General features: G+C 49.7%; 13 protein-coding genes. 9 read left to right on the top strand and 4 right to left on the bottom strand.

Annotation, left to right across the window (positions count from 1 at the left end):
- From B3Z75_RS12000 to B3Z75_RS11985, 4 genes are read right to left on the bottom strand one after another with little or no spacing between them, the layout of a single operon-like run.
- Complete coding sequence (locus B3Z75_RS12000; protein WP_294071936.1) at positions 1-2,202, bottom strand: penicillin-binding protein; 2,202 nt, start codon at positions 2,200-2,202, stop codon at positions 1-3.
- A 48-nt stretch (positions 2,203-2,250) separates the two neighbouring features.
- Entirely contained in the window at positions 2,251-2,595 is a 345-nt protein-coding gene (locus B3Z75_RS11995) for an FtsL-like putative cell division protein (RefSeq protein ID WP_294071933.1), read from the bottom strand.
- 60 nt (positions 2,596-2,655) lie between these two features.
- Entirely contained in the window at positions 2,656-3,576 is a 921-nt protein-coding gene (rsmH, locus tag B3Z75_RS11990) for a 16S rRNA (cytosine(1402)-N(4))-methyltransferase RsmH (RefSeq protein WP_294071930.1), read from the bottom strand.
- 11 nt (positions 3,577-3,587) lie between these two features.
- Positions 3,588-4,040 carry a division/cell wall cluster transcriptional repressor MraZ gene (locus B3Z75_RS11985; protein ID WP_294071927.1) on the bottom strand — a complete coding sequence of 151 codons (453 nt, stop codon included), beginning with the start codon at positions 4,038-4,040 and terminating at the stop codon, positions 3,588-3,590.
- A 273-nt stretch (positions 4,041-4,313) separates the two neighbouring features.
- Here B3Z75_RS11985 and B3Z75_RS11980 point away from each other — a divergent pair, with 273 nt between their 5' ends.
- From B3Z75_RS11980 to B3Z75_RS11940, 9 genes are all read left to right on the top strand, one after another.
- Positions 4,314-5,138, top strand: coding sequence for a 1-acyl-sn-glycerol-3-phosphate acyltransferase (locus B3Z75_RS11980; protein ID WP_294071924.1), 825 nt, complete (start codon positions 4,314-4,316; stop codon positions 5,136-5,138).
- Positions 5,139-5,162: 24 nt separating this feature from the next.
- Complete coding sequence (locus B3Z75_RS11975) at positions 5,163-6,188, top strand: GNAT family N-acetyltransferase (RefSeq protein ID WP_294071921.1); 1,026 nt, start codon at positions 5,163-5,165, stop codon at positions 6,186-6,188.
- A gap of 379 nt (positions 6,189-6,567) precedes the next feature.
- Positions 6,568-9,588 (top strand): SusC/RagA family TonB-linked outer membrane protein, encoded by a 3,021-nt coding sequence (locus B3Z75_RS11970; RefSeq protein ID WP_294071917.1) that lies wholly within the window; start codon positions 6,568-6,570, stop codon positions 9,586-9,588.
- Between the two features lie 12 nt (positions 9,589-9,600).
- On the top strand, positions 9,601-11,247 hold the full coding sequence (locus tag B3Z75_RS11965) for a RagB/SusD family nutrient uptake outer membrane protein (protein WP_294071914.1): 1,647 nt from the start codon (positions 9,601-9,603) through the stop codon (positions 11,245-11,247).
- A gap of 14 nt (positions 11,248-11,261) precedes the next feature.
- Positions 11,262-12,404, top strand: a complete 1,143-nt coding sequence (locus B3Z75_RS11960; protein WP_294071911.1) for a SusF/SusE family outer membrane protein — start codon at positions 11,262-11,264, stop codon at positions 12,402-12,404.
- Between the two features lie 62 nt (positions 12,405-12,466).
- Positions 12,467-13,903, top strand: coding sequence for a SusF/SusE family outer membrane protein (locus tag B3Z75_RS11955; RefSeq protein WP_294071908.1), 1,437 nt, complete (start codon positions 12,467-12,469; stop codon positions 13,901-13,903).
- Positions 13,904-13,971: 68 nt separating this feature from the next.
- Positions 13,972-14,208 carry a hypothetical protein gene (locus tag B3Z75_RS11950; RefSeq protein WP_294071905.1) on the top strand — a complete coding sequence of 79 codons (237 nt, stop codon included), beginning with the start codon at positions 13,972-13,974 and terminating at the stop codon, positions 14,206-14,208.
- Between the two features lie 75 nt (positions 14,209-14,283).
- Positions 14,284-16,116 carry a glycoside hydrolase family 13 protein gene (locus B3Z75_RS11945; RefSeq protein ID WP_294071902.1) on the top strand — a complete coding sequence of 611 codons (1,833 nt, stop codon included), beginning with the start codon at positions 14,284-14,286 and terminating at the stop codon, positions 16,114-16,116.
- Positions 16,117-16,170: 54 nt separating this feature from the next.
- Positions 16,171-18,516, top strand: coding sequence for an alpha-amylase family glycosyl hydrolase (locus B3Z75_RS11940; RefSeq protein WP_294071899.1), 2,346 nt, complete (start codon positions 16,171-16,173; stop codon positions 18,514-18,516).
- The last annotated feature ends 76 nt before the right edge of the window (positions 18,517-18,592 follow it).

The raw sequence follows: 18,592 nt of genomic DNA, 5'->3' as shown, positions 1-18,592 counted from the left end.
CTATTGTAATGTGATGGTGATTGTGGTCCCTTTAACCAATTTCTGCCCCGGAGGAAATGACTGAGATACGACTTTTCCGGCACCTGTGAGGTTTATCCTGAGGCCCATTTTTTCGAGCAGGTACACGGCATCACGCGCACCCATTCCGCGCACATCCGGGATCATCGAGTTGTGCAATGCCATGGCCTTGGGCCGATACGCCAAGCTATCCCGTGTCATCTTCACCCAATTGGCAGTTTCATCCAGTTCACCCGCAGGCAAATTTAATGAAGCCAGTACAACCTTGTTCAGTCCCCAGTTACCATGCTTTATCGCAGGTTTTTTTTGCAATGTAGAGTCAATTTTGCAATCATTTACGGTGAGTTGTACTTTTCTCACAAAGGTCTTTTCGGCAATATTCTTGAACACCATACCAGCCATGCCACCGCCGGATGGCACTCCTTTCGGTTTTCTCAGTCCCACAAAAATAGTGTACATCGGTTTATCGGCAGGAAAATATCCGCAGAATGAAACGTAATAACCCCCCTCATATCCGCCACCGGAAGCAATCTGTGCAGTTCCGGTCTTACCGGCTACGGTAAAGTAGTCCGAAGCCACAACTTTCGCAGTTCCCTCCTCAATTACCCCCACGAGCATATCGTGTATCTGCTGCAAAGTAGACTCCTTGCACATCTTCGGATTCACTACTTCTGCCTCCATTTCTTTGATCACCTTGCCGTTCTTAACGAACTGCTTGGCAATAAAAGGCTTGATCATATTTCCACCGTTGGCTATCCCATTGTAAAACATGAGCATATAGATTGGCGGGATTTTTGTTTCGTAGCCGAACGACATCCAGGGAAGCGTGGTTTTGGACCAGTAATTTGCTTTATCATCCGGAAAACGGATAGAAGATGTTCCTTCTATTCCATTGAGGGGAACGTCCCACTTCAGCTGTTTTCTCAATCCGATCCGGTCGATGCCTTCCACATACCGGGCTGGATTACTTTCGTATCCTTTCAATACGATTTTACTCATCACGATGTTGGACGAGACCGCCATCCCCTCTGCGACCGTGAGATAGCCTCTATCCTGACCTCGCCGCCAGTAATGGTCTCTTACCCATCTTTTGTTGTATTGAAAAAGGCCGCTACCAACGTAAAAAGAATCAGCGGGCGTCACCACACCGTCATCGAGTGCTACCATCGCCGTCACCGTTTTAAAGGTGGAACCCGGCTCGTTCATATAAGAGAATGCATTGGGATTCCCTTCGGCATAATCGCCGTTGCTCATTCTATCCAGGTTCACAATCCCCTTGATCTCGCCGCTTTGTACTTCCATGATGATGGCGGTACCCGACTCTGCCTCTGTCTCCACCAGCTTATCCCGAAGGGAACGTTCTGCGATATCCTGGATATCCGTATCGATGGTGGTGACAATATCCAAACCCTCTTCGGCCGGTTTCTCCACCACATCCATCCACTTTCCCTGTATCTTTTGACGGAATTTCACACCCGGGACGCCGCTCAGCAAGGAATCATATTTTAACTCCAACCCGCTGGCACCTCCCTTTTCCAGGTCCTTATAGACACTTCCCACAGTCCGGTTTGCGAGGTTTCCGAAAGGTTTTTTACGCGCATTCCGTTCTTCGGCGATCAGTCCACTGCGGTTGGATCGCTGGTTCCAGAAAGGATAAGTACGTATCTCCTTGAGATCAACATACGAGATATCTCGCCTCAGAATCTTTACGTAACGGGAACGAATGGGTACTTTTTTATCGGACCCTTTTGCTCTGTTTTCATGAATCTGTCGTTCTTCTTTTTCCCGCATATTCCAGCCGTTCATGATCACGTTCCTGTACTGGGCAGCCGAACGGTCGGGAAACTTTCTGGCAAGAGCCGCCGAAAGATCGCCTACATACTTCATCAGGGTATCTTTCTCCATACCGTCTGCCCAAAAGTCCATGTAAATACTGTATAGCGGCTCAGTGGTAGCCAGCAGCTTTCCGTCGTATGTATATATATTGCCCCGCTTGGGAAGGATTATGCGGTCCCTGATGACCGTTTCTTTTTTGCCCACTTCCCGCCATTTCTTTCCTTCGGAAGTAAACACGATTTTGGTAGCCGAAAAAACAATCATTACGGCAAATAGCATCAATATGGTTACTATCAGCCCATATCTTCCCAAAACACCTTTTTTATCTTTTTTGTTTTGTTCCTGCATTGTTTACTCAGGTTTTGCATTTGAGCCCGCTGTATGGGTAATTAAATGCTATTTCTTCTCTTTTTTATTAAGGTAGTATATCGGCTCACTGGTCACCTTTAACTCCAGTCCCGCCTCTGCAACCCTACGTTCTATCTCTCCCTGCCTGCCTGCTTCGGTAAGCTTGGAAGAGATGGTAAGCGACTCATATTTTGCATCTTTCAGCACCTGCTCAAGACGTTCAATCTCCGACATCGTTTGTAACACCTTATATCGGTGCCCGATAAACAAAAACATTATCAGCACAATCGCGATAATGAACCGCATGTTCTTGAGGAAGTAGTTCTCGGTGAGAACACTTCCTCCAAAAACATGGACAAACGATTTGCGTATGTTACCGAACTTCAATTTCATTTGTTGATAGTTATCAGCTCTCAGCAGTCAGTTGCCAGCTTGCGCCCCGACTACTGTAAACTATTTCTTCTCCGCTATGCGCAGCCTTGCACTTCGCGATCTCGGGTTTTGCTGCTGCTCCTCCTCTGCGGGCACAATCACTTTCCGGCTGACCTGTTCGAAAGGTGTTTCCACGTTCCCATAGAAATCCTTGATCAACACCCCCTCAAAGTTGCCTGTTCTGAAAAAGTTCTTTACCAGCCGGTCTTCCAGCGAATGATAGGAAATTACACTCAATCGCCCTCCCGGCTTCAACACGTGCAATGCCTGCGTAAGCATTTCCGTCAGCGCATCCATTTCACCGTTCACTTCAATACGAAGCGCCTGAAAAGCCTGTGCCAATATTTTCTTCTCCCGGTCTTTGAACGCAAATGGCTCCAGAATGGCAAGCAAGTCGTTTGTCAGCGCTATTTTCTTTGTTTGCCGGTATGCCACAACCGAAGAAGCAATCTTGTGTGCGTTTTTTAGCTCGCCATATTTTGAAAAAATATCCCGCAGTCTTTCCACAGTGTATTCATTGAGAATATCTGCTGCACTTTTTTGGGTGCCGCGGTTCATGCGCATGTCGAGATCTCCTTCAAAACGAAAGGAAAAACCGCGCTCCGCATCGTCGAAGTGATGCGACGAAACACCCAGGTCGGCCAGCACCCCATCCACCTCGTCCACCTCGAGGTAACGAAGAAAATTTTTCAGAAACCGGAAGTTGCTTCTTACAAAAGTGAAACGGGGGTCGTCGATAGCATTCAGCGCCGCATCCTCATCCTGATCAAAAGCAATCAGTCGCCCATCGTCATTTAATCTGCGCAAAATTTCACGCGAATGCCCGCCCCCACCAAAAGTGACATCCACGTACACCCCGGAGGGACAGATACTCAACCCCTCGATGCTTTCATCAAGCAAAGCCGGAGTATGATACACCATCTGTCTGCCGTTATCTACCATGATCCTGAAAATTAAGGAAAGCGCGCCATCAACTGCTGCAGGGCAGAAGAAAACTCATCCGGATCAATCAATGGCTGTTCCAGCTTCTCTTTAGCCCAAATCTCAATGGTTTCATCCACTCCGAGAAAGCGGACATCCGAACCGATAGAAACCATTTGCATATAACGTTTCGGTATAAGTATCCGTCCGCTCGTGTCCATTTCAATCCTTTCTGCATCCAACACAAACTGGCGGAAAATCTGCTGCTGCTCGCGGTCCCATCTGCTTAGCCGACCACGAAGCATTTCAATTTCTTTCTCCCAAACACTTCCGGGGTATAACACCAAACAATCCTGAAAAATATCTTTCCGAAGTACCAGAAATTCTTCTCCCTCACACTGTAAGCGTTTGCGAAAAATTGCCGGCACAAAAATCCTTCCCTTTGCATCGGCCCTGGCTTCCATATTTCCCAGAAACTGTAACATTTCCCTATCAAAATTCAACCGGACAGAACCTTTAATACTGTAAAAGTACAAAATAAACCACTTTCCCCCACATTTCCACACAATATTTTATAAAAAAGTTATCAACAGGCGCAGAAAAAACCCCATATACCTGAATTACAAACCATTAATCATCAGATAACAAAGTTGTACTTTTAGGTTCATCGTTGTAAACGAAGAAATTTGACCAATCCTGCTCCATGCGTTCACTAATTTTTGTACATTTGCGGCGTATTAGAAGTAGAGGAAAATACAATGAGCCAAGAGAATGGATTCAGGATTAACGTGGACAATATTTTAAAGGCTAAGGCGCCAAAATATTATCACAGGATCCCCCGGTTTCTGATTAATTATCTCAAGCGAACACTTCACCAGGACGATATCAACGGAATTCTCTCCCGGAATAGCGAGGCGAAAGGAGTGGAGTTTATGCGCGCTCTGGTGGAAAAAGAATTTTGCCTGAGCTTAGAGATCCGCGGAGAAGAAAATATTCCGGAATCGGGAAAATTTACTTTCGCTTCCAACCATCCATTAGGTGGTTTGGATGGTATATGCCTTTCTGCATATCTTGGTACGAAGTATGACGGAAAAATCAAGTACCTCGTAAACGATGTATTGTATTTCATTGATCCGCTGAAACCGATTTTTGTGCCCATCAACAAATATGGCGCTCAAGGGAAAGAATCGGCAAAAGCCATCAACGAAGCCTATGCTTCTACCAATCAGATCATCACATTCCCTGCGGGCTTATGCTCCCGGAAAATAAAAGGAAAGATCATCGATCTGGATTGGATGAAGAATTTTATCATCAAGTCGGTGGAATACCAAAGAGACGTTATCCCCGTCCATTTCGAGGGCAAGAACTCCGCCTTCTTTTACAATTTCTCCAATCTCCGTAAAGCTTCCGGCCTAAAATTCAACATTGAGCTGATTTATCTGCCGGATGAAATGTTCAAAAACAGCCATCGCCAATTCACCATCACATTTGGCCAATCCATTCCCTGGCAGACATTCGACAAGTCGAAAACACCGCAAGAATGGGCACAATATGTAAAAGACATGGCTTATGCCATGAAATGACGATTATTTTTAACGCAACAAAGAATGGAAAAGATCATAGAACCGGTCTCCAAGGAGCTGATAAAAAGCGAACTGACCGTACAGAAAAGAATAAGGAGCACCAACAAGGCCAACAATGAAATTTATGTATTTACCGCCCACGATTCTCCTAACCTGATGCGCGAAGTGGGCCGTCTGCGCGAAATAGCATTCCGTCATTACGGTGGCGGCACGGGACTGGAGGCCGACATTGACAAATACGACACCATGGAGATCCCCTACCGCCAGCTGATTGTATGGGATCCCGAAAATGAGGAGATACTGGGTGGGTATCGTTTTATTTATGGCTCCGACGTGGAGTTTGATGAGAGCGGGAAACCGATGTTAGCTACAGCCCACCTTCTGAATTTTTCACAGGAATTTATTGATGATTACCTGCCGTATACGGTAGAGCTGGGAAGATCGTTTGTCTCCCTGGAATATCAATCCACCTTATTGGGGAGAAAAGGAATTTTCGCACTCGACAACCTATGGGACGGGCTGGGAGCACTCACTGTCATCGACCCGGAAATCAAATATTTCTTCGGGAAGGTGACCATGTACGGCACCTACAACAAGCAAGCCCGAAACATGATTCTCTACTTCCTCAACAAACACTTTCCCGATAATCAGCAGATGGTGACCCCCATTGATCCTCTTGTAACCGGTACCGACACGGAAAAAATGAAACAGCTTTTCCATGGCCGCAACTTTAAGGAGGATTATAAAATATTAAACAGAGAGGTGCGCGCGCTGGGATACAACATCCCGCCTCTCATCAACGCATACATGAGTCTTTCGCCGACCATGCGATTCTTCGGCACCGCCATAAACGATGAATTTGGACAGGTCGAGGAGTCGGGAATCCTGATTGAAATTGATCAGATTCTGGAGGAAAAGCGCGCACGCCATATCGAGACCTATTTAAAAAGCAAGCCCAGCAAGCGTTTCCTGATGAGACTCAGAGGGCTAATTTCCACAAAAAGAAAAATAAGAACCGAAGCTGCCCCGAAGGACAAAACAGAAAATTAAATCGCCAATTCCTGCTTAAAAATAACCGGTGAACTAAATTCGACTCATTCAGAAACAAAAAGCAAGAAATAAAAGGCCATACCTATCGGTTTTCAGCTTTTCCTTTTTAAATAAACACTTTTATTGACTTTATTGCCAGCATCGGCAACTAATTGATAATACAACTATTACTCTCGGAAAATGCAATCGTTTGCACGGGGATTCGAAGTTATTTAAACCTTTTTCAATACCATACCATTTAGGTTATTCTAACTTTGTATGTGGAGTGAAACAAATAAAATAAATGAAAAAATTAACGTTTCGTTTATTTACTCATTCCATTTGTACCATTGTGAGAACGGAGAGAGTATTAATCAGTTAATCTTATAACGTTAACAACATGCATGTAAATTTTAAAAAAAACAGTAGAGTGTTTCTGATGACATTGTTGTCCGGGATGCTCATGATTTTATCGGCAAGTGCCCAAACCGGCACGCCGATAAATGTAAGGGGAACCGTAACGGATATTGCCGGCGAACCGCTTGTCGGCGTCAATATTCTATTACAAGGGACCTCTACCGGAACAGTTACCGATTATGATGGCAACTTTGTGCTTCAGGTTCCGGAGGACGGAGTACTGGAAGTGAGATACATCGGTTACAAACCGCAAACCATCTCCATCAACAGAAGAGCTGTTATCCAAATTGTAATGGATGAGGATACTGAGTTACTCGAAGAGGTGGTAGTAATCGGTTATGGAACCGTAAGAAAAAATGATGCTACCGGCTCAGTGGTTGCAGTAGATGCCACCAAGCTAAACAGGGGTCTGGCCACATCTCCGTCAGATCTTTTAGCAGGTCAGGTGGCCGGTCTGAGTGTTACTTCCGCAGGAGGGGCACCCGGTTCTTCTGCAAATATTCGCATACGCGGAGGATCCTCCATGTCGGCCAGCAACGATCCGTTGATCGTGATCGACGGTGTACCGGTAGACAACGCCACCAATGTGAACGGAATGTCGAATCCACTGAGCACCATAAACTCGAACGACATTGAATCATTTACCGTTTTAAAAGACGCCTCAGCCACTGCCATTTATGGATCACGTGCGTCAAACGGGGTCATTATCATCACAACCAAGAAAGGGCAATCGGGAAAGATGAAGCTGGCTTATAACGGAAATTTCTCCGTGAGCACACGCACCGGAGCTGTAGATGTGATGGACGCTCCCACCTTTAGAAAATACGTCATCAATTCTTTTGGGGAGGATAGCCAGCAAGCTGCCGCCCTTGGCAGCACCGAAACGAACTGGCAGGACAAGATCTTCCGGGTAGCAGCCAGTACTGATCACAATCTGAGTGCGTCGGGCACAGCAGCCGAAGTGCTTCCTTATCGCGTTTCTGTGGGATACACCAACGAAAACGGTATCCTGAGAACGTCCAATCTGGAAAGATTCACAGGCAGTGTGAATCTTAGCCCTTCCTTTTTTGACAATCAGCTGAGAGTACAAATGAATGCAAAAGGGATGTACATCACCAACCGTTTTGCAGATCAGGGAGCCATCAACTCGGCCACTCAGTTCGACCCAACCATGCCAGTATACGATACCACGGGATCGCCTTACGGCAACGGCTACCATATGACACTCAAAACCAATGGCACTCCCATCGACATCGCACTGGCCAACCCACTCGCCATCCTAATGCAAAAGCACGACAACTCCACGGTAATGCGCAGCATCGGAAACATGCAGGTAGACTACAACATGCCATTCCTGGATGGACTGAGAGCCAACCTTAATCTGGGATACGACATCTCGGACAGCAAGGGAGACGTGATCGTGGAAGACAACTCTCCCATGAGCTACACATGGGGCAGCTACAAGGCAGGATGGGGTGATAACAGGACATACACTCAATATAAGCTGAATACGCTGCTTGACTTCTACCTGAACTACGTGAAGGAAGTTGGGGTACACCGTTTTGATGCGATGGGAGGGTATTCCTGGCAACGCTTCTTTAACGAAACCGAGGATACCTATCCCTATTCTGCTGCTATGGCGGCAGAAAAGGGTGAAAAGTTTTACCGTGAGAGCTACGACTATTCTACGGAGAGTTTCGTGATCTCTTTCTTCGGACGTCTGAACTACTCGTTGCTGGATCGATACCTGCTCACCCTCACCCTGCGTAACGACGGTTCGTCGCGCTTCAGTCCCGACAATAAGTGGGGCCTCTTCCCCTCTGCTGCCTTCGCCTGGAAGGTGATCAACGAACCATTCATGGAAGGTGCAGGAAAAGCGATGTCTGACCTGAAGTTACGCCTCGGGTACGGTGTCACCGGACAACAGAACCTGGGCAGTGGCGACTATCCCTGGATGGGCCGTTACAGCTACAGCCAGGCGGGAGCCAATTACTTCTTTGGCGATCAGATGATCTCACTCATTCGCCCGCTGGCATACGACGAGAACCTGAAATGGGAGGAAACCACTACCTACAACGCTGGCCTGGACTATGGCTTCCTGAATAACCGTATCTCCGGTGCCGTGGATGTCTACTACCGTAAGACAACCGACCTGCTCAATACTGTGGGCATTGCTGCTGGCACCAACTTCAGCAACCAGCTGCTCACCAACGTGGGCGAACTGGAAAACAAGGGTATCGAGTTCACCATCACCGGACGCCCCCTGGTCACCCGCGACTGGAGCTGGAACTTGAGCTACAACGTAACCTTCAACCAGAACAGGATCACCAAGCTGACCATCAACGATGACCCGAACTATGTGGGTGTTCGCTTCGGCGGTATCGACGGCGGTACCGGAAACAACATCGCCATCCATGCCGTAAACTACCCGGCCAGCTCCTTCTACGTCTATGAACAGGTGTATGACAAGGCCGGAAAACCGCTGGAAGGGGTTTTTGTAGATCAGAATGCCGACGGCTCCATCAACGAACAGGATATGATTCCCTATAAGAATGCTTCACCCGATGTGTATATGGGCTTATCTTCTCAGCTCGCCTACAAGAACTGGGACTTCAATTTCTCCGTTCGCGGCAACATCGGCAACTACGCCTACAACAACATTCAGTCCAACCGCGAGTCGAAAAACACCACCTTTGACCCCTCGGGATGGCTCAAGAACAGGGTCAACAGCGCTACATACACCAACTTCGATGCGGTGCACTATCAGTCCAGCTACTACATCCAGAATGCCTCCTTCATGAAGGTAGACAATGTCTCTCTGGGATACAACTTTACACACATGCTGAACCGTCAGCAGTCGGGAAGAATCCATTTCACCGTTCAGAATCCGTTCGTACTGACAAATTACAGCGGCCTCGATCCGGAATTCACCAACAACGGTATCGACAACAATATCTATCCTCACCCACGCGTGTTTATCCTGGGACTCAATCTTAATTTTTAACATCACACAACTATGAAGACTGCAACATATAAAATTCTGATATTCATCGCGATCATCATGACAACCGGGGGGGTAACCTCCTGCATTGATGACCTGAACACCATTCCCCTGGATAAGGAGGAACTGGTATCGGAAGTGGTTTTTGGCAGTGATCTGGGGTCTTACCAGGAACTGCTGGCCAAGATTTATGCTGGACTGGCCATCAGCGGAAATAGCGGCGGAGACGGCGATCCCGATGTGGCAGGCGTCGACGGAGGGAGCCAGGCATCCTTCCTCCGGGGTCTCTGGAACCTGCAGCAGCTCCCCACCGACGAGGCACATTGTGCCTGGAACGACGTGGGCATCCCCGACCTGAACTACATTACCTGGACTTCCAGCAATGTGTTCATCAAAGGGTTCTACTATCGCCTCTACTACCAGATCAATCTGGCCAATGCCCTTCTGAGGGAGACATCGGAAGAGAAACTCTCGTCACGGGGAGTGAGCCAGGCTGACCAGGAAAAGATTCGGACATTTCGAGCCGAAGCACGGTTTCACAGGGCGCTCGCCTACTACTACCTGCTCGACATGTTTCGCAATGTCCCCTTCGTGAATGAAGAAAGCCCGGTGGGAAGCACCCTCCCTCCCCAAATCATGGCAGCGGACCTGTTCGACTACATTGAAAAAGAACTGCAGGAATGCGAGACCGACATGCTCGACCCCTTCGTGGGTTACAATACAACCCTCTACGGCCGTGCCCACAAGGCAGCCAACTGGGCGCTGCTCTCCCGTCTCTACCTCAATGCCGAGACCTACATCGGGGTGAAGAAGTATACCGAGAGCATAACCTACAGCAAGAAGGTGATGAGTGTGAACTACCTGCTTGATCAGGTCTATGCAAATGTGTTCAAAGCAGACAACCACTACTCCCCGGAAATGATCTTCCCGATCCGCTACGAAGGATCCGACACACAGACCTGGGGTGGAATGACCTTTCTGCTGAGCGCGATGGAGCCCTCCGACCTGCAGGCAGAGGTGAATGCCGTTGGTGCATGGCAGGGGAACCGTGCCACCAAAGCACTGCTTCACACCTTTGAGCGTGAATATCAGCATGAGAAGGACAACCGCTTTTCCATGATCCGCCTCGACTATACGGAAAACGTGGAAATTGTGGATCCCTCCCTCTTCACCAACAATGGCATCCCCGTGGTGAAGTATTACAACCGAAACAGCGACGGTACACTGCCCCCGAGCAACATCGCCTATACCGACTTCCCGCTCTTCCGCCTGGGCGAGATCTACCTCAACTATGCCGAAGCGGTACTCAGAGGCGGTGCTGGCGGCGATGCCGCCACTGCCCTCCAGCTGGTAAACAACCTGAGAAAAAGAGCTTACAGCAACGACAATGCCGCCATCATCACCAGCGGCGAGCTGACACTGGATTATGTTCTGGACGAACGGGGACGGGAGTTCTTCTACGAGGGACAGCGACGCACCGACCTGGTTCGCTTTGGCAAGCTCACCGGTTCAGCCTACCTCTGGCCATGGAAAGGGAATGTACCCCAAGGACGATCGGTTGCCGACCACTTTAAGGTTTACCCCATTCCGGCTGACGACATGGGAGCAAACGAAAACCTGGTGCAAAACACCGGATATGAATCAACTAGTAACGCCAACTAAATATCACACAGACAATGAAAAATATCATTCATATAATCGTATTACTGGCCGGCCTCTCTCTGTTCTGGTCCTGCCTGGAAGAAGAGAAGGTGGTGTTGCAGCAGCCGGAGAGCTTCGTACTCAACCTGCCAAAATATGCTTCCGCCATCTATGATCTGAAGAATACAGAATCGATTGAGTTCACCACCTCACAGCCCGATTACGGCTTCACCGCTGCCGCCATCTACAGCGTACAGGTATCTCTCAATTCCAACTTTTCAAACCCGGTAACATTACCCGGCAGTTACACCACCGCCAGGTTTGCGATCAACGCAGCCGACCTGGCATTGGCACTGGTCGGCATGCATGGTGTAACCGACGAAAGCGAATATCCCACTGCCCCCCATCCCCTCTATGTACGTCTCTCATCCAAGCTGAACGAGAAAGGCGCCGGAGAGGTTCTCTCCAACATAATCACCCTTCCGCAGGTAAAGGGTTACTTCGCCCTCGACCCGATGGTGATGCCGGAAGAAATGTATATCATCGGCAATGTGGCCGGCAACTGGAGCTGGGACGGCGCTACTGTAATGGTTCCCGTATGGGGTTCCCCCGGCAAGTTCTGGGCGATGCAGTACCTGGGCAAAGCCGGTGATGGCGCCAACGCCGAGATCAAGTTCAACTACGCCAAGGCATGGGACGGCAACGAGATAGGCTTTGGACAGGCAACAGTCAATGGTAGCGGCACTGCCGATCCGGGAGCATCAGACTCCGGAGGCAACATAGGCATCGGCAACCCGGGCTGGTATATCGTCGTAGTGACCACCACCATCAATGGCCGCGAGTATGAGTTTGCCGTGGACTTCTATCCGCCGCACGTACACCTCCAGGGCAATGTAGCCGGTGGCAACTGGGGCACCACTGACGTAGCATACCGATTTGCCGTACCCGACCTATCACTGGGAGCCGATGCCGCGTTTATTTCGCCTCCTTTCACCAACACCGGCGAGGTAAGAGCCAGCATCCAGCTGCCCGGTCACGAATGGTGGCACACCGAATTTCTCGTCTTCGATGGCGTCTTCGTGCCCCGTGGCGCGGGTAATGACCAAGATCGCATTACCGGCAATGCAGGCCAGCGACTTCACATTAACTTTACCAGCTATACGGGTAAAATTGAATAAACAAGCAGAACCGAAAAACCTCTTTCGCCAGAGGGAGGTTTTTCATTAAAACATTACACAGTATGAACAAAAAAATAACCCTATTTGCCACACTGCTTGCCATCCTTCTGATGAATGCATGTGAAGATGTGTACGACCATGTGGCAGCACCGCCACAGGCTAATGAACAGGAAGCCGAACAGAGCGTCAGCGGCTTCACCTTTACCCTGGGAGCAGGTGTTACCACTCCGCTGATTTTGTCCGAAGGGATGCTGGCCGACCCAACATTGCTGGAAACCATCAAGACAACCGCCACTCCTCAAATGGCAGAAGGGGCAACGATGACCTTCCTTCTGGAAGCATCTGACACACAGGATTTCGCCAAGGTGACAGATCTACCTTCGGTAAGCAATCAGAACAGTGCCTTTGTGACGAGTGCAACCCTCAACGAAGCAGCAAAAAGCCTATACGGGAAAGCACCGGAAGCGAGGAAGCTCTACCTGCGCGTATCTCCTTACATCAAAGAAGGCAGTTCTTCGGTCCGTATCCCCGGGCAGGTGGTGCTGGGACCGGTGACAGTCACCCCGGTCGGCCCGGTAATCGAAACCGAATATTACCTGATTGGCGACATCAACGGGTGGAATATCAACGACCTTGAAGCTTATCAGTTTAGTCACAGCGGCAAGGATGTATACGAAGATCCCGTCTTCACCATCCTGGTGAACAATGTAACCGGTTACTTCAAGATCGTACCCAAATCGAGCAAGGAGGCAGCCTCCTGGGTCGGAGTGCTGGGCAATCCTGTCAACGGGAACACAGACCTTGAAGGGGATATCACCCTCGCAGGTGCACAGGCGATGCGTGTCACCGAGCCAGGATGGGTGAAGATCACCCTCAACATGATGGAGTACACCTACACCATCGAGATCATCGGCGAGATGAACCTGACCCTTTATGTGCCCGGTGGACACCAGGGATGGAATCCGGCAGAAGCCCCCACCCTATACAGCCGCAATTTCGACTTCAAGTACAGCGGATACGTCTACTTCGGAACAGCAGGCACTGAATTCAAATTCACATCAGAACCCGGCTGGGGCGGTACCAACTACGGGAATGGAGGAAATGGCACACTATCCACCGACGGAGGTGCCGGCAATCTGTCTGTTGACGAAGCCGGTATATATAAGATTGATGTCGACCTCTCCGGCAATCCACTCTATACTATGACCAGAACCGAATGGGGACTGATCGGCAGTGCAACCGCCGGCGGATGGGACAACTCCACCCCAATGACATACAATCCTGTAACCGGTCGCTGGAGTGTCACTACTACACTGGTCGACGGTGAATTCAAGTTTCGTGCCAACAATGGATGGGACATCAACCTGGGAGGACCCCTGAACAACCTCGGCTATAATGGAGACAACATCCCTGCAACAGCTGGAACCTATACCATTACGCTCGACCTCTCCGATCCAATGGCCTTTAAAGCGACCATTGCAAGTGCTTTACCGGGATAATCATCTGCTAAAAAGCGCGGTTGCTTCACCGCGCTTTTTTTCTATCTTTCTCCGATCAAACCGAAAAAATGAAAAGCGTTTATTCGATCATTCTCTTTATCCTTTTTCTGTTACTATCCTGCGGCAGCAATCCGGGTGAGGTACAACCCGGCTCCTCCTTCGCTCGTTCGGAAAAGTTAAAGAAGCACCCTCAGAAAAGGGGCTGGGCGTCTTTTACTGGGAGTAACAAGGAACCCTTTCCTGGAGCCACTTTGCACGGTGATGATGGACGCCCTGCCAAAGCAGTGGATACCTTCCTCGACTAAGAGTCAAAACGTACCGGATGATGTCCTACAATGAACAAACTGTATCATCCATCAACTTAAAAAAACAATCCTGAAATGAAAAAATATCTTCTCATCTCTTTTTTGCTCATCGCAGCCATCCATATGGTATGCGGTGAAACACCCCGCGTGGAACCCTCCTTCTGGTGGAGTGGCATGGCAGAAACCGAACTGCAACTGATGGTGAGCGGCGAAAAAATTGCCGACTACACCCCTTCCGTCACGTCAGAAAACATTTCGATTAAAGAGGTGGTGACCCTGCAAAACCGCAACTACCTGCTGATCTACCTTGATCTCACCGGAGCAGTTCCGGAAACGTTCGACCTGGTCTTCACCAGCGGAAGAAAGAAGATCTCCATTTCCTATGAGCTGAAGGAACGTAACCCACAACGCATGAACATTGAAAGCTTTGGCCCGTCGGATGTGCTCTACCTGATCATGCCCGACCGGTTTGCCAACGGGAACCCCTCGAACGACCAGATACCGATGCGCACCAGTTACAAGGTAGACCGCAGCGACCCCAATGCCCGCCATGGGGGTGACTTGAAAGGGATTTCCGACCGGCTGGACTATCTCTCCGACCTGGGGGTGACCGCCATCTGGCTCAACCCGGTGCTCGAGAACGACATGGAGGGAGGATCGTACCACGGCTACGCCACCACCGATTACTACCGTGTGGATCCCCGCTTCGGCAGTAACGAGGAATACGTCCAGCTGATCGAGGATGCACACAAGAAAGGAATGAAGGTGGTGATGGACATGATCTTCAACCACTGCGGCAGCGACCATCCCTGGATGAACGAAGTGCCCTCGCCCGACTGGTTCAACAACCTGGAGGAATATGTTCAGACCTCCCACATGAAGGAAATGTACTTTGACCCCTATGTCTCGGAGTATGACAAGCACAGGATGGTGGACGGCTGGTTTGTGCCCACCATGCCCGACCTGAACCAGCGCAACCGCCATGTGGCAAAATACCTGATTCAGAACAGCATCTGGTGGATCGAATACTCCGGTGTGGACGGCATTCGCCAGGACACCTACCCCTATGCCGATTATGATATGATGGTGAACTGGATTGAAGCCGTGGAAAAGGAGTACCCCAACTACAACATTGTGGGCGAAGCATGGCTCAACAATACAATTGGAACAGCCTTCTGGCAGAGAAACAGCCCGCTGAACAAACACAACACGCACCTCAAATCGGTGATGGACTTCCGATTCATGGGTCTTTCCCACAGTGCTTTCTTTGAGGAGACCACCGAGTGGAACGGAGGACTGCACGGCATCTATGACCACATGACCTACGACTTCATCTATCCTGATATTTATAACGTGTTGAGGTTCCTTGACAACCATGATACCGACCGTTTCCTGAAAGAGTACCCGAAGGATTTATCCGGCTGGAAACAGGCAGTCACCTTCCTGCTCACCATGCCCGGCACACCACAGATCTACTACGGCACGGAGCTGCTGATGCACGGCAACAAGAGGCGCAGCGACGGCGATATCCGTCGCGATGTGCCGGGTGGCTGGCCCGATGACAAAACGAACCAGTTCACGGCTGAAGGACGCGATGCAACCCAGAATGAAGCATTCGATTATCTCAGCAAGCTGCTGCACTGGCGCAGAGACAACCAAATCATTGCCCGCGGAGGTATGAAGCACTATGTTCTGCAGAAAGGAGTCTACGTTTACGAGCGATTTCTGGGCAACGAGAAGGTCCTGATCGTAATGAACGGCACCTCAAACAAGGTGACAGTAAACCTTGACCGCTATGCCGAGTCTATACAGGGAAAGAATAGTGCAACGGATTTTCTTTCCGGAAAAGTTGTCACCCTGGGTGAAACGATGACCCTCTTACCCAAAGAGGTACTTCTATTGGAATAGCTTACATTTATCCTATAAAATCAAATTCAACTAACCGTTACAATGTCATCTGCAATGAAATATCCCGTCAACACCTTTCTCTATCTACTGCTGCTCCTCTTCATCCTCTCCTGCGGGAATGATCCGGTGGTGACACCGGAACCAGAGCCCAAACCGGAACCTCCCGCTACCATCATGAATGGTATCACCTGGAGCCCCGAGTTGCCGGATGCAGACAGGGAACTGACCATCTGGTTCAAAGCCTCTTCCGGATCACCCCTCTATAATTACACCGGCGAAGTCTATATCCATATCGGCGTGGTGAGCGAAGGTACCTGGAAGTATGTGCCGGCAGGGTGGGATGAAAACATTGCCAAATGCAGGATGACAAAGGTAGCCGATGAGCCTTCAACCTGGAGCATCAAGCTCTCTCCCTCTATCCGCCAATGGTTCGGCTCGGGCGAGACACCGGTCAACAAGATCGGCATCGTGATCCGGAGTGCCGATGGCCAAAAAAAAGGGGTCGAGAACGACACCTTCATTAGCGGCATCACCGACAGCAAGTACAAGCCCTTCCAGCCGGGTGCCATCAAGGCTGGAGCCATGCCTGCAGGGCTTCAACAGGGCATCAATATCGTAAACAACAGTACCGTGACGCTGGTACTGTACGACAAGGACAAGTATGGTGCAAGGAGGGACTTTGCCCATGTGGTGGGGGACTTCAACAACTGGACGCTGAGCAACGACGACAAGTCGCAAATGTTCCGCGACGATGCTGCCGGCTGCTGGTGGATTACCCTCAGCGGACTGGATCCGGCAAAAGAATACGGATTTCAGTATTACGTGGGAAACAGTGGGAAAGACCCCATCCGCGTAGCGGATCCCTATTCCCGCAAAATTCTGGATCCGGATAATGATCACTATATCCCGGCTGCAACCTATCCCAATCTGAAAACTTACCCGGCCGGTGCCATTGGAATTATATCGGTGTTTAAAATAGCGGAGGAACAATACAACTGGCAGGTAACCGACTTCACGAAACCGTCGCGCGACAATTTGGTGATCTATGAGCTGCTGCTGCGCGACTTCACACAGAGCGGTGACCTCAACGGGGCGATGGAGAAGCTGGACTACCTTCAGTCGCTCGGCGTGAATGCCATTGAGCTGATGCCGGTGCAGGAGTTCGACGGGAACGACAGTTGGGGCTACAATCCTGCCTTCTTCTTTGCGATGGACAAAGCCTACGGCACCGACCGGATGTACAAGGAATTTATCGACGAGTGCCACAAACAAGGCATCGCGGTGATCCTCGACGTGGTCTATAACCACGCCACCGGAGCCAACCCCTTTGCCAGAATGTGGTGGGATGCAGCGAACAACCGCACTGCGGCGAATAATCCTTATTTTAATGTCACCGCACCACACCCCTACAGTGTTTTTCACGACTTCAACCATGAGTCGGATCTTGTACGCAGCTTCGTGAAGCGCAACCTGCAGTTCCTGCTGCAGGAGTACAGGATCGACGGCTTCCGGTTCGACCTCACCAAGGGGTTCACCCAAAAACAATCAACCGAAACCACTGCCTCCAATTACGACGCAGCGCGAATTGCCATTCTGAAAGAGTACAACAATACCATCAAATCAGCAGAGTCGGATGCATACGTAATTCTGGAACACTTTTGCGACGACAGGGAGGAGACCGAGCTCTCCAACGAAGGAATGATGGTATGGCGCAACAACAATGAAACTTATATGGAAGCTGCCATGGGATGGAAGGAAAAAACTGATTTCCGTTGGGTATACTACTCCACCTCGTCACGACCCGCAAACAGCCTGGTCAGCTATATGGAGAGCCACGACGAAGAACGGGCTGCCTATAAACAGATTCAGTACGGAAACGGCATTCTGAAGACAAGCCTCGATGCGCGGATGTCGCAGCTGGGTGTCAACGCCTCCTTCTTTTTCACCGTACCGGGACCTAAGATGGTATGGCAGTTTGGCGAGCTGGGGTACGATGTCTCCATCGATGAAAACGGCCGTACAGGGCGCAAACCGGTGAGGTGGAACTATCTTGAGGTGCCAGAGCGCAAAGAACTTCACGCCACCTACACAGCACTCATCAATCTGCGGCGTGATCATCCTGAACTGTTTACACCCACCGCCACGCTCAACTGGAAGGTAACACCTACTTTCTGGGAGCAGGGTAGATTCCTTACACTCTCATCTTTTGGAAACAGCAAGCAAATTGTTGTAGTGGGCAACTTCACCAATACACTCATCGATGCAACAACTACCTTCCCGAAACTGGGCGACTGGTACAACTATCTCAATCCCGCGGAGAAGACCACGGTTCACACACTGACCATGCCCATCAGCGTACCGGCCAACAGCTTCCGGATCTTTTCATCTTTTGCACCCTGAAAATCTCTGCCGGTTACTCTTTTTGTAAAGGTATAAGAGGATGTGTCCTGTCGGCCATTTCCTCTTATTTTTTATG

The organism is Proteiniphilum sp. UBA1028 (genome assembly GCF_002316955.1).
GTDB lineage: Bacteria > Bacteroidota > Bacteroidia > Bacteroidales > Dysgonomonadaceae > Proteiniphilum.
Note: the sequence above shows the minus strand (reverse complement) of the source record. Positions and strands in the feature narration are given on the sequence as shown.

Excerpts from the sequence above, each read along its gene's own strand:
- B3Z75_RS12000 (WP_294071936.1), bottom strand. The coding sequence starts at position 2,202 with ATGCAGGAACAAAACAAAAAAGATAAAAAAGGTGTTTTGGGAAGATAT.
- B3Z75_RS11995 (WP_294071933.1), bottom strand. The coding sequence starts at position 2,595 with ATGAAATTGAAGTTCGGTAACATACGCAAATCGTTTGTCCATGTTTTT.
- rsmH (WP_294071930.1), bottom strand. The coding sequence starts at position 3,576 with ATGGTAGATAACGGCAGACAGATGGTGTATCATACTCCGGCTTTGCTT.
- B3Z75_RS11985 (WP_294071927.1), bottom strand. The coding sequence starts at position 4,040 with ATGTTACAGTTTCTGGGAAATATGGAAGCCAGGGCCGATGCAAAGGGA.
- B3Z75_RS11980 (WP_294071924.1), top strand. The coding sequence starts at position 4,314 with ATGAGCCAAGAGAATGGATTCAGGATTAACGTGGACAATATTTTAAAG.
- B3Z75_RS11975 (WP_294071921.1), top strand. The coding sequence starts at position 5,163 with ATGGAAAAGATCATAGAACCGGTCTCCAAGGAGCTGATAAAAAGCGAA.
- B3Z75_RS11970 (WP_294071917.1), top strand. The coding sequence starts at position 6,568 with ATGCATGTAAATTTTAAAAAAAACAGTAGAGTGTTTCTGATGACATTG.
- B3Z75_RS11965 (WP_294071914.1), top strand. The coding sequence starts at position 9,601 with ATGAAGACTGCAACATATAAAATTCTGATATTCATCGCGATCATCATG.
- B3Z75_RS11960 (WP_294071911.1), top strand. The coding sequence starts at position 11,262 with ATGAAAAATATCATTCATATAATCGTATTACTGGCCGGCCTCTCTCTG.
- B3Z75_RS11955 (WP_294071908.1), top strand. The coding sequence starts at position 12,467 with ATGAACAAAAAAATAACCCTATTTGCCACACTGCTTGCCATCCTTCTG.
- B3Z75_RS11950 (WP_294071905.1), top strand. The coding sequence starts at position 13,972 with ATGAAAAGCGTTTATTCGATCATTCTCTTTATCCTTTTTCTGTTACTA.
- B3Z75_RS11945 (WP_294071902.1), top strand. The coding sequence starts at position 14,284 with ATGAAAAAATATCTTCTCATCTCTTTTTTGCTCATCGCAGCCATCCAT.
- B3Z75_RS11940 (WP_294071899.1), top strand. The coding sequence starts at position 16,171 with ATGAAATATCCCGTCAACACCTTTCTCTATCTACTGCTGCTCCTCTTC.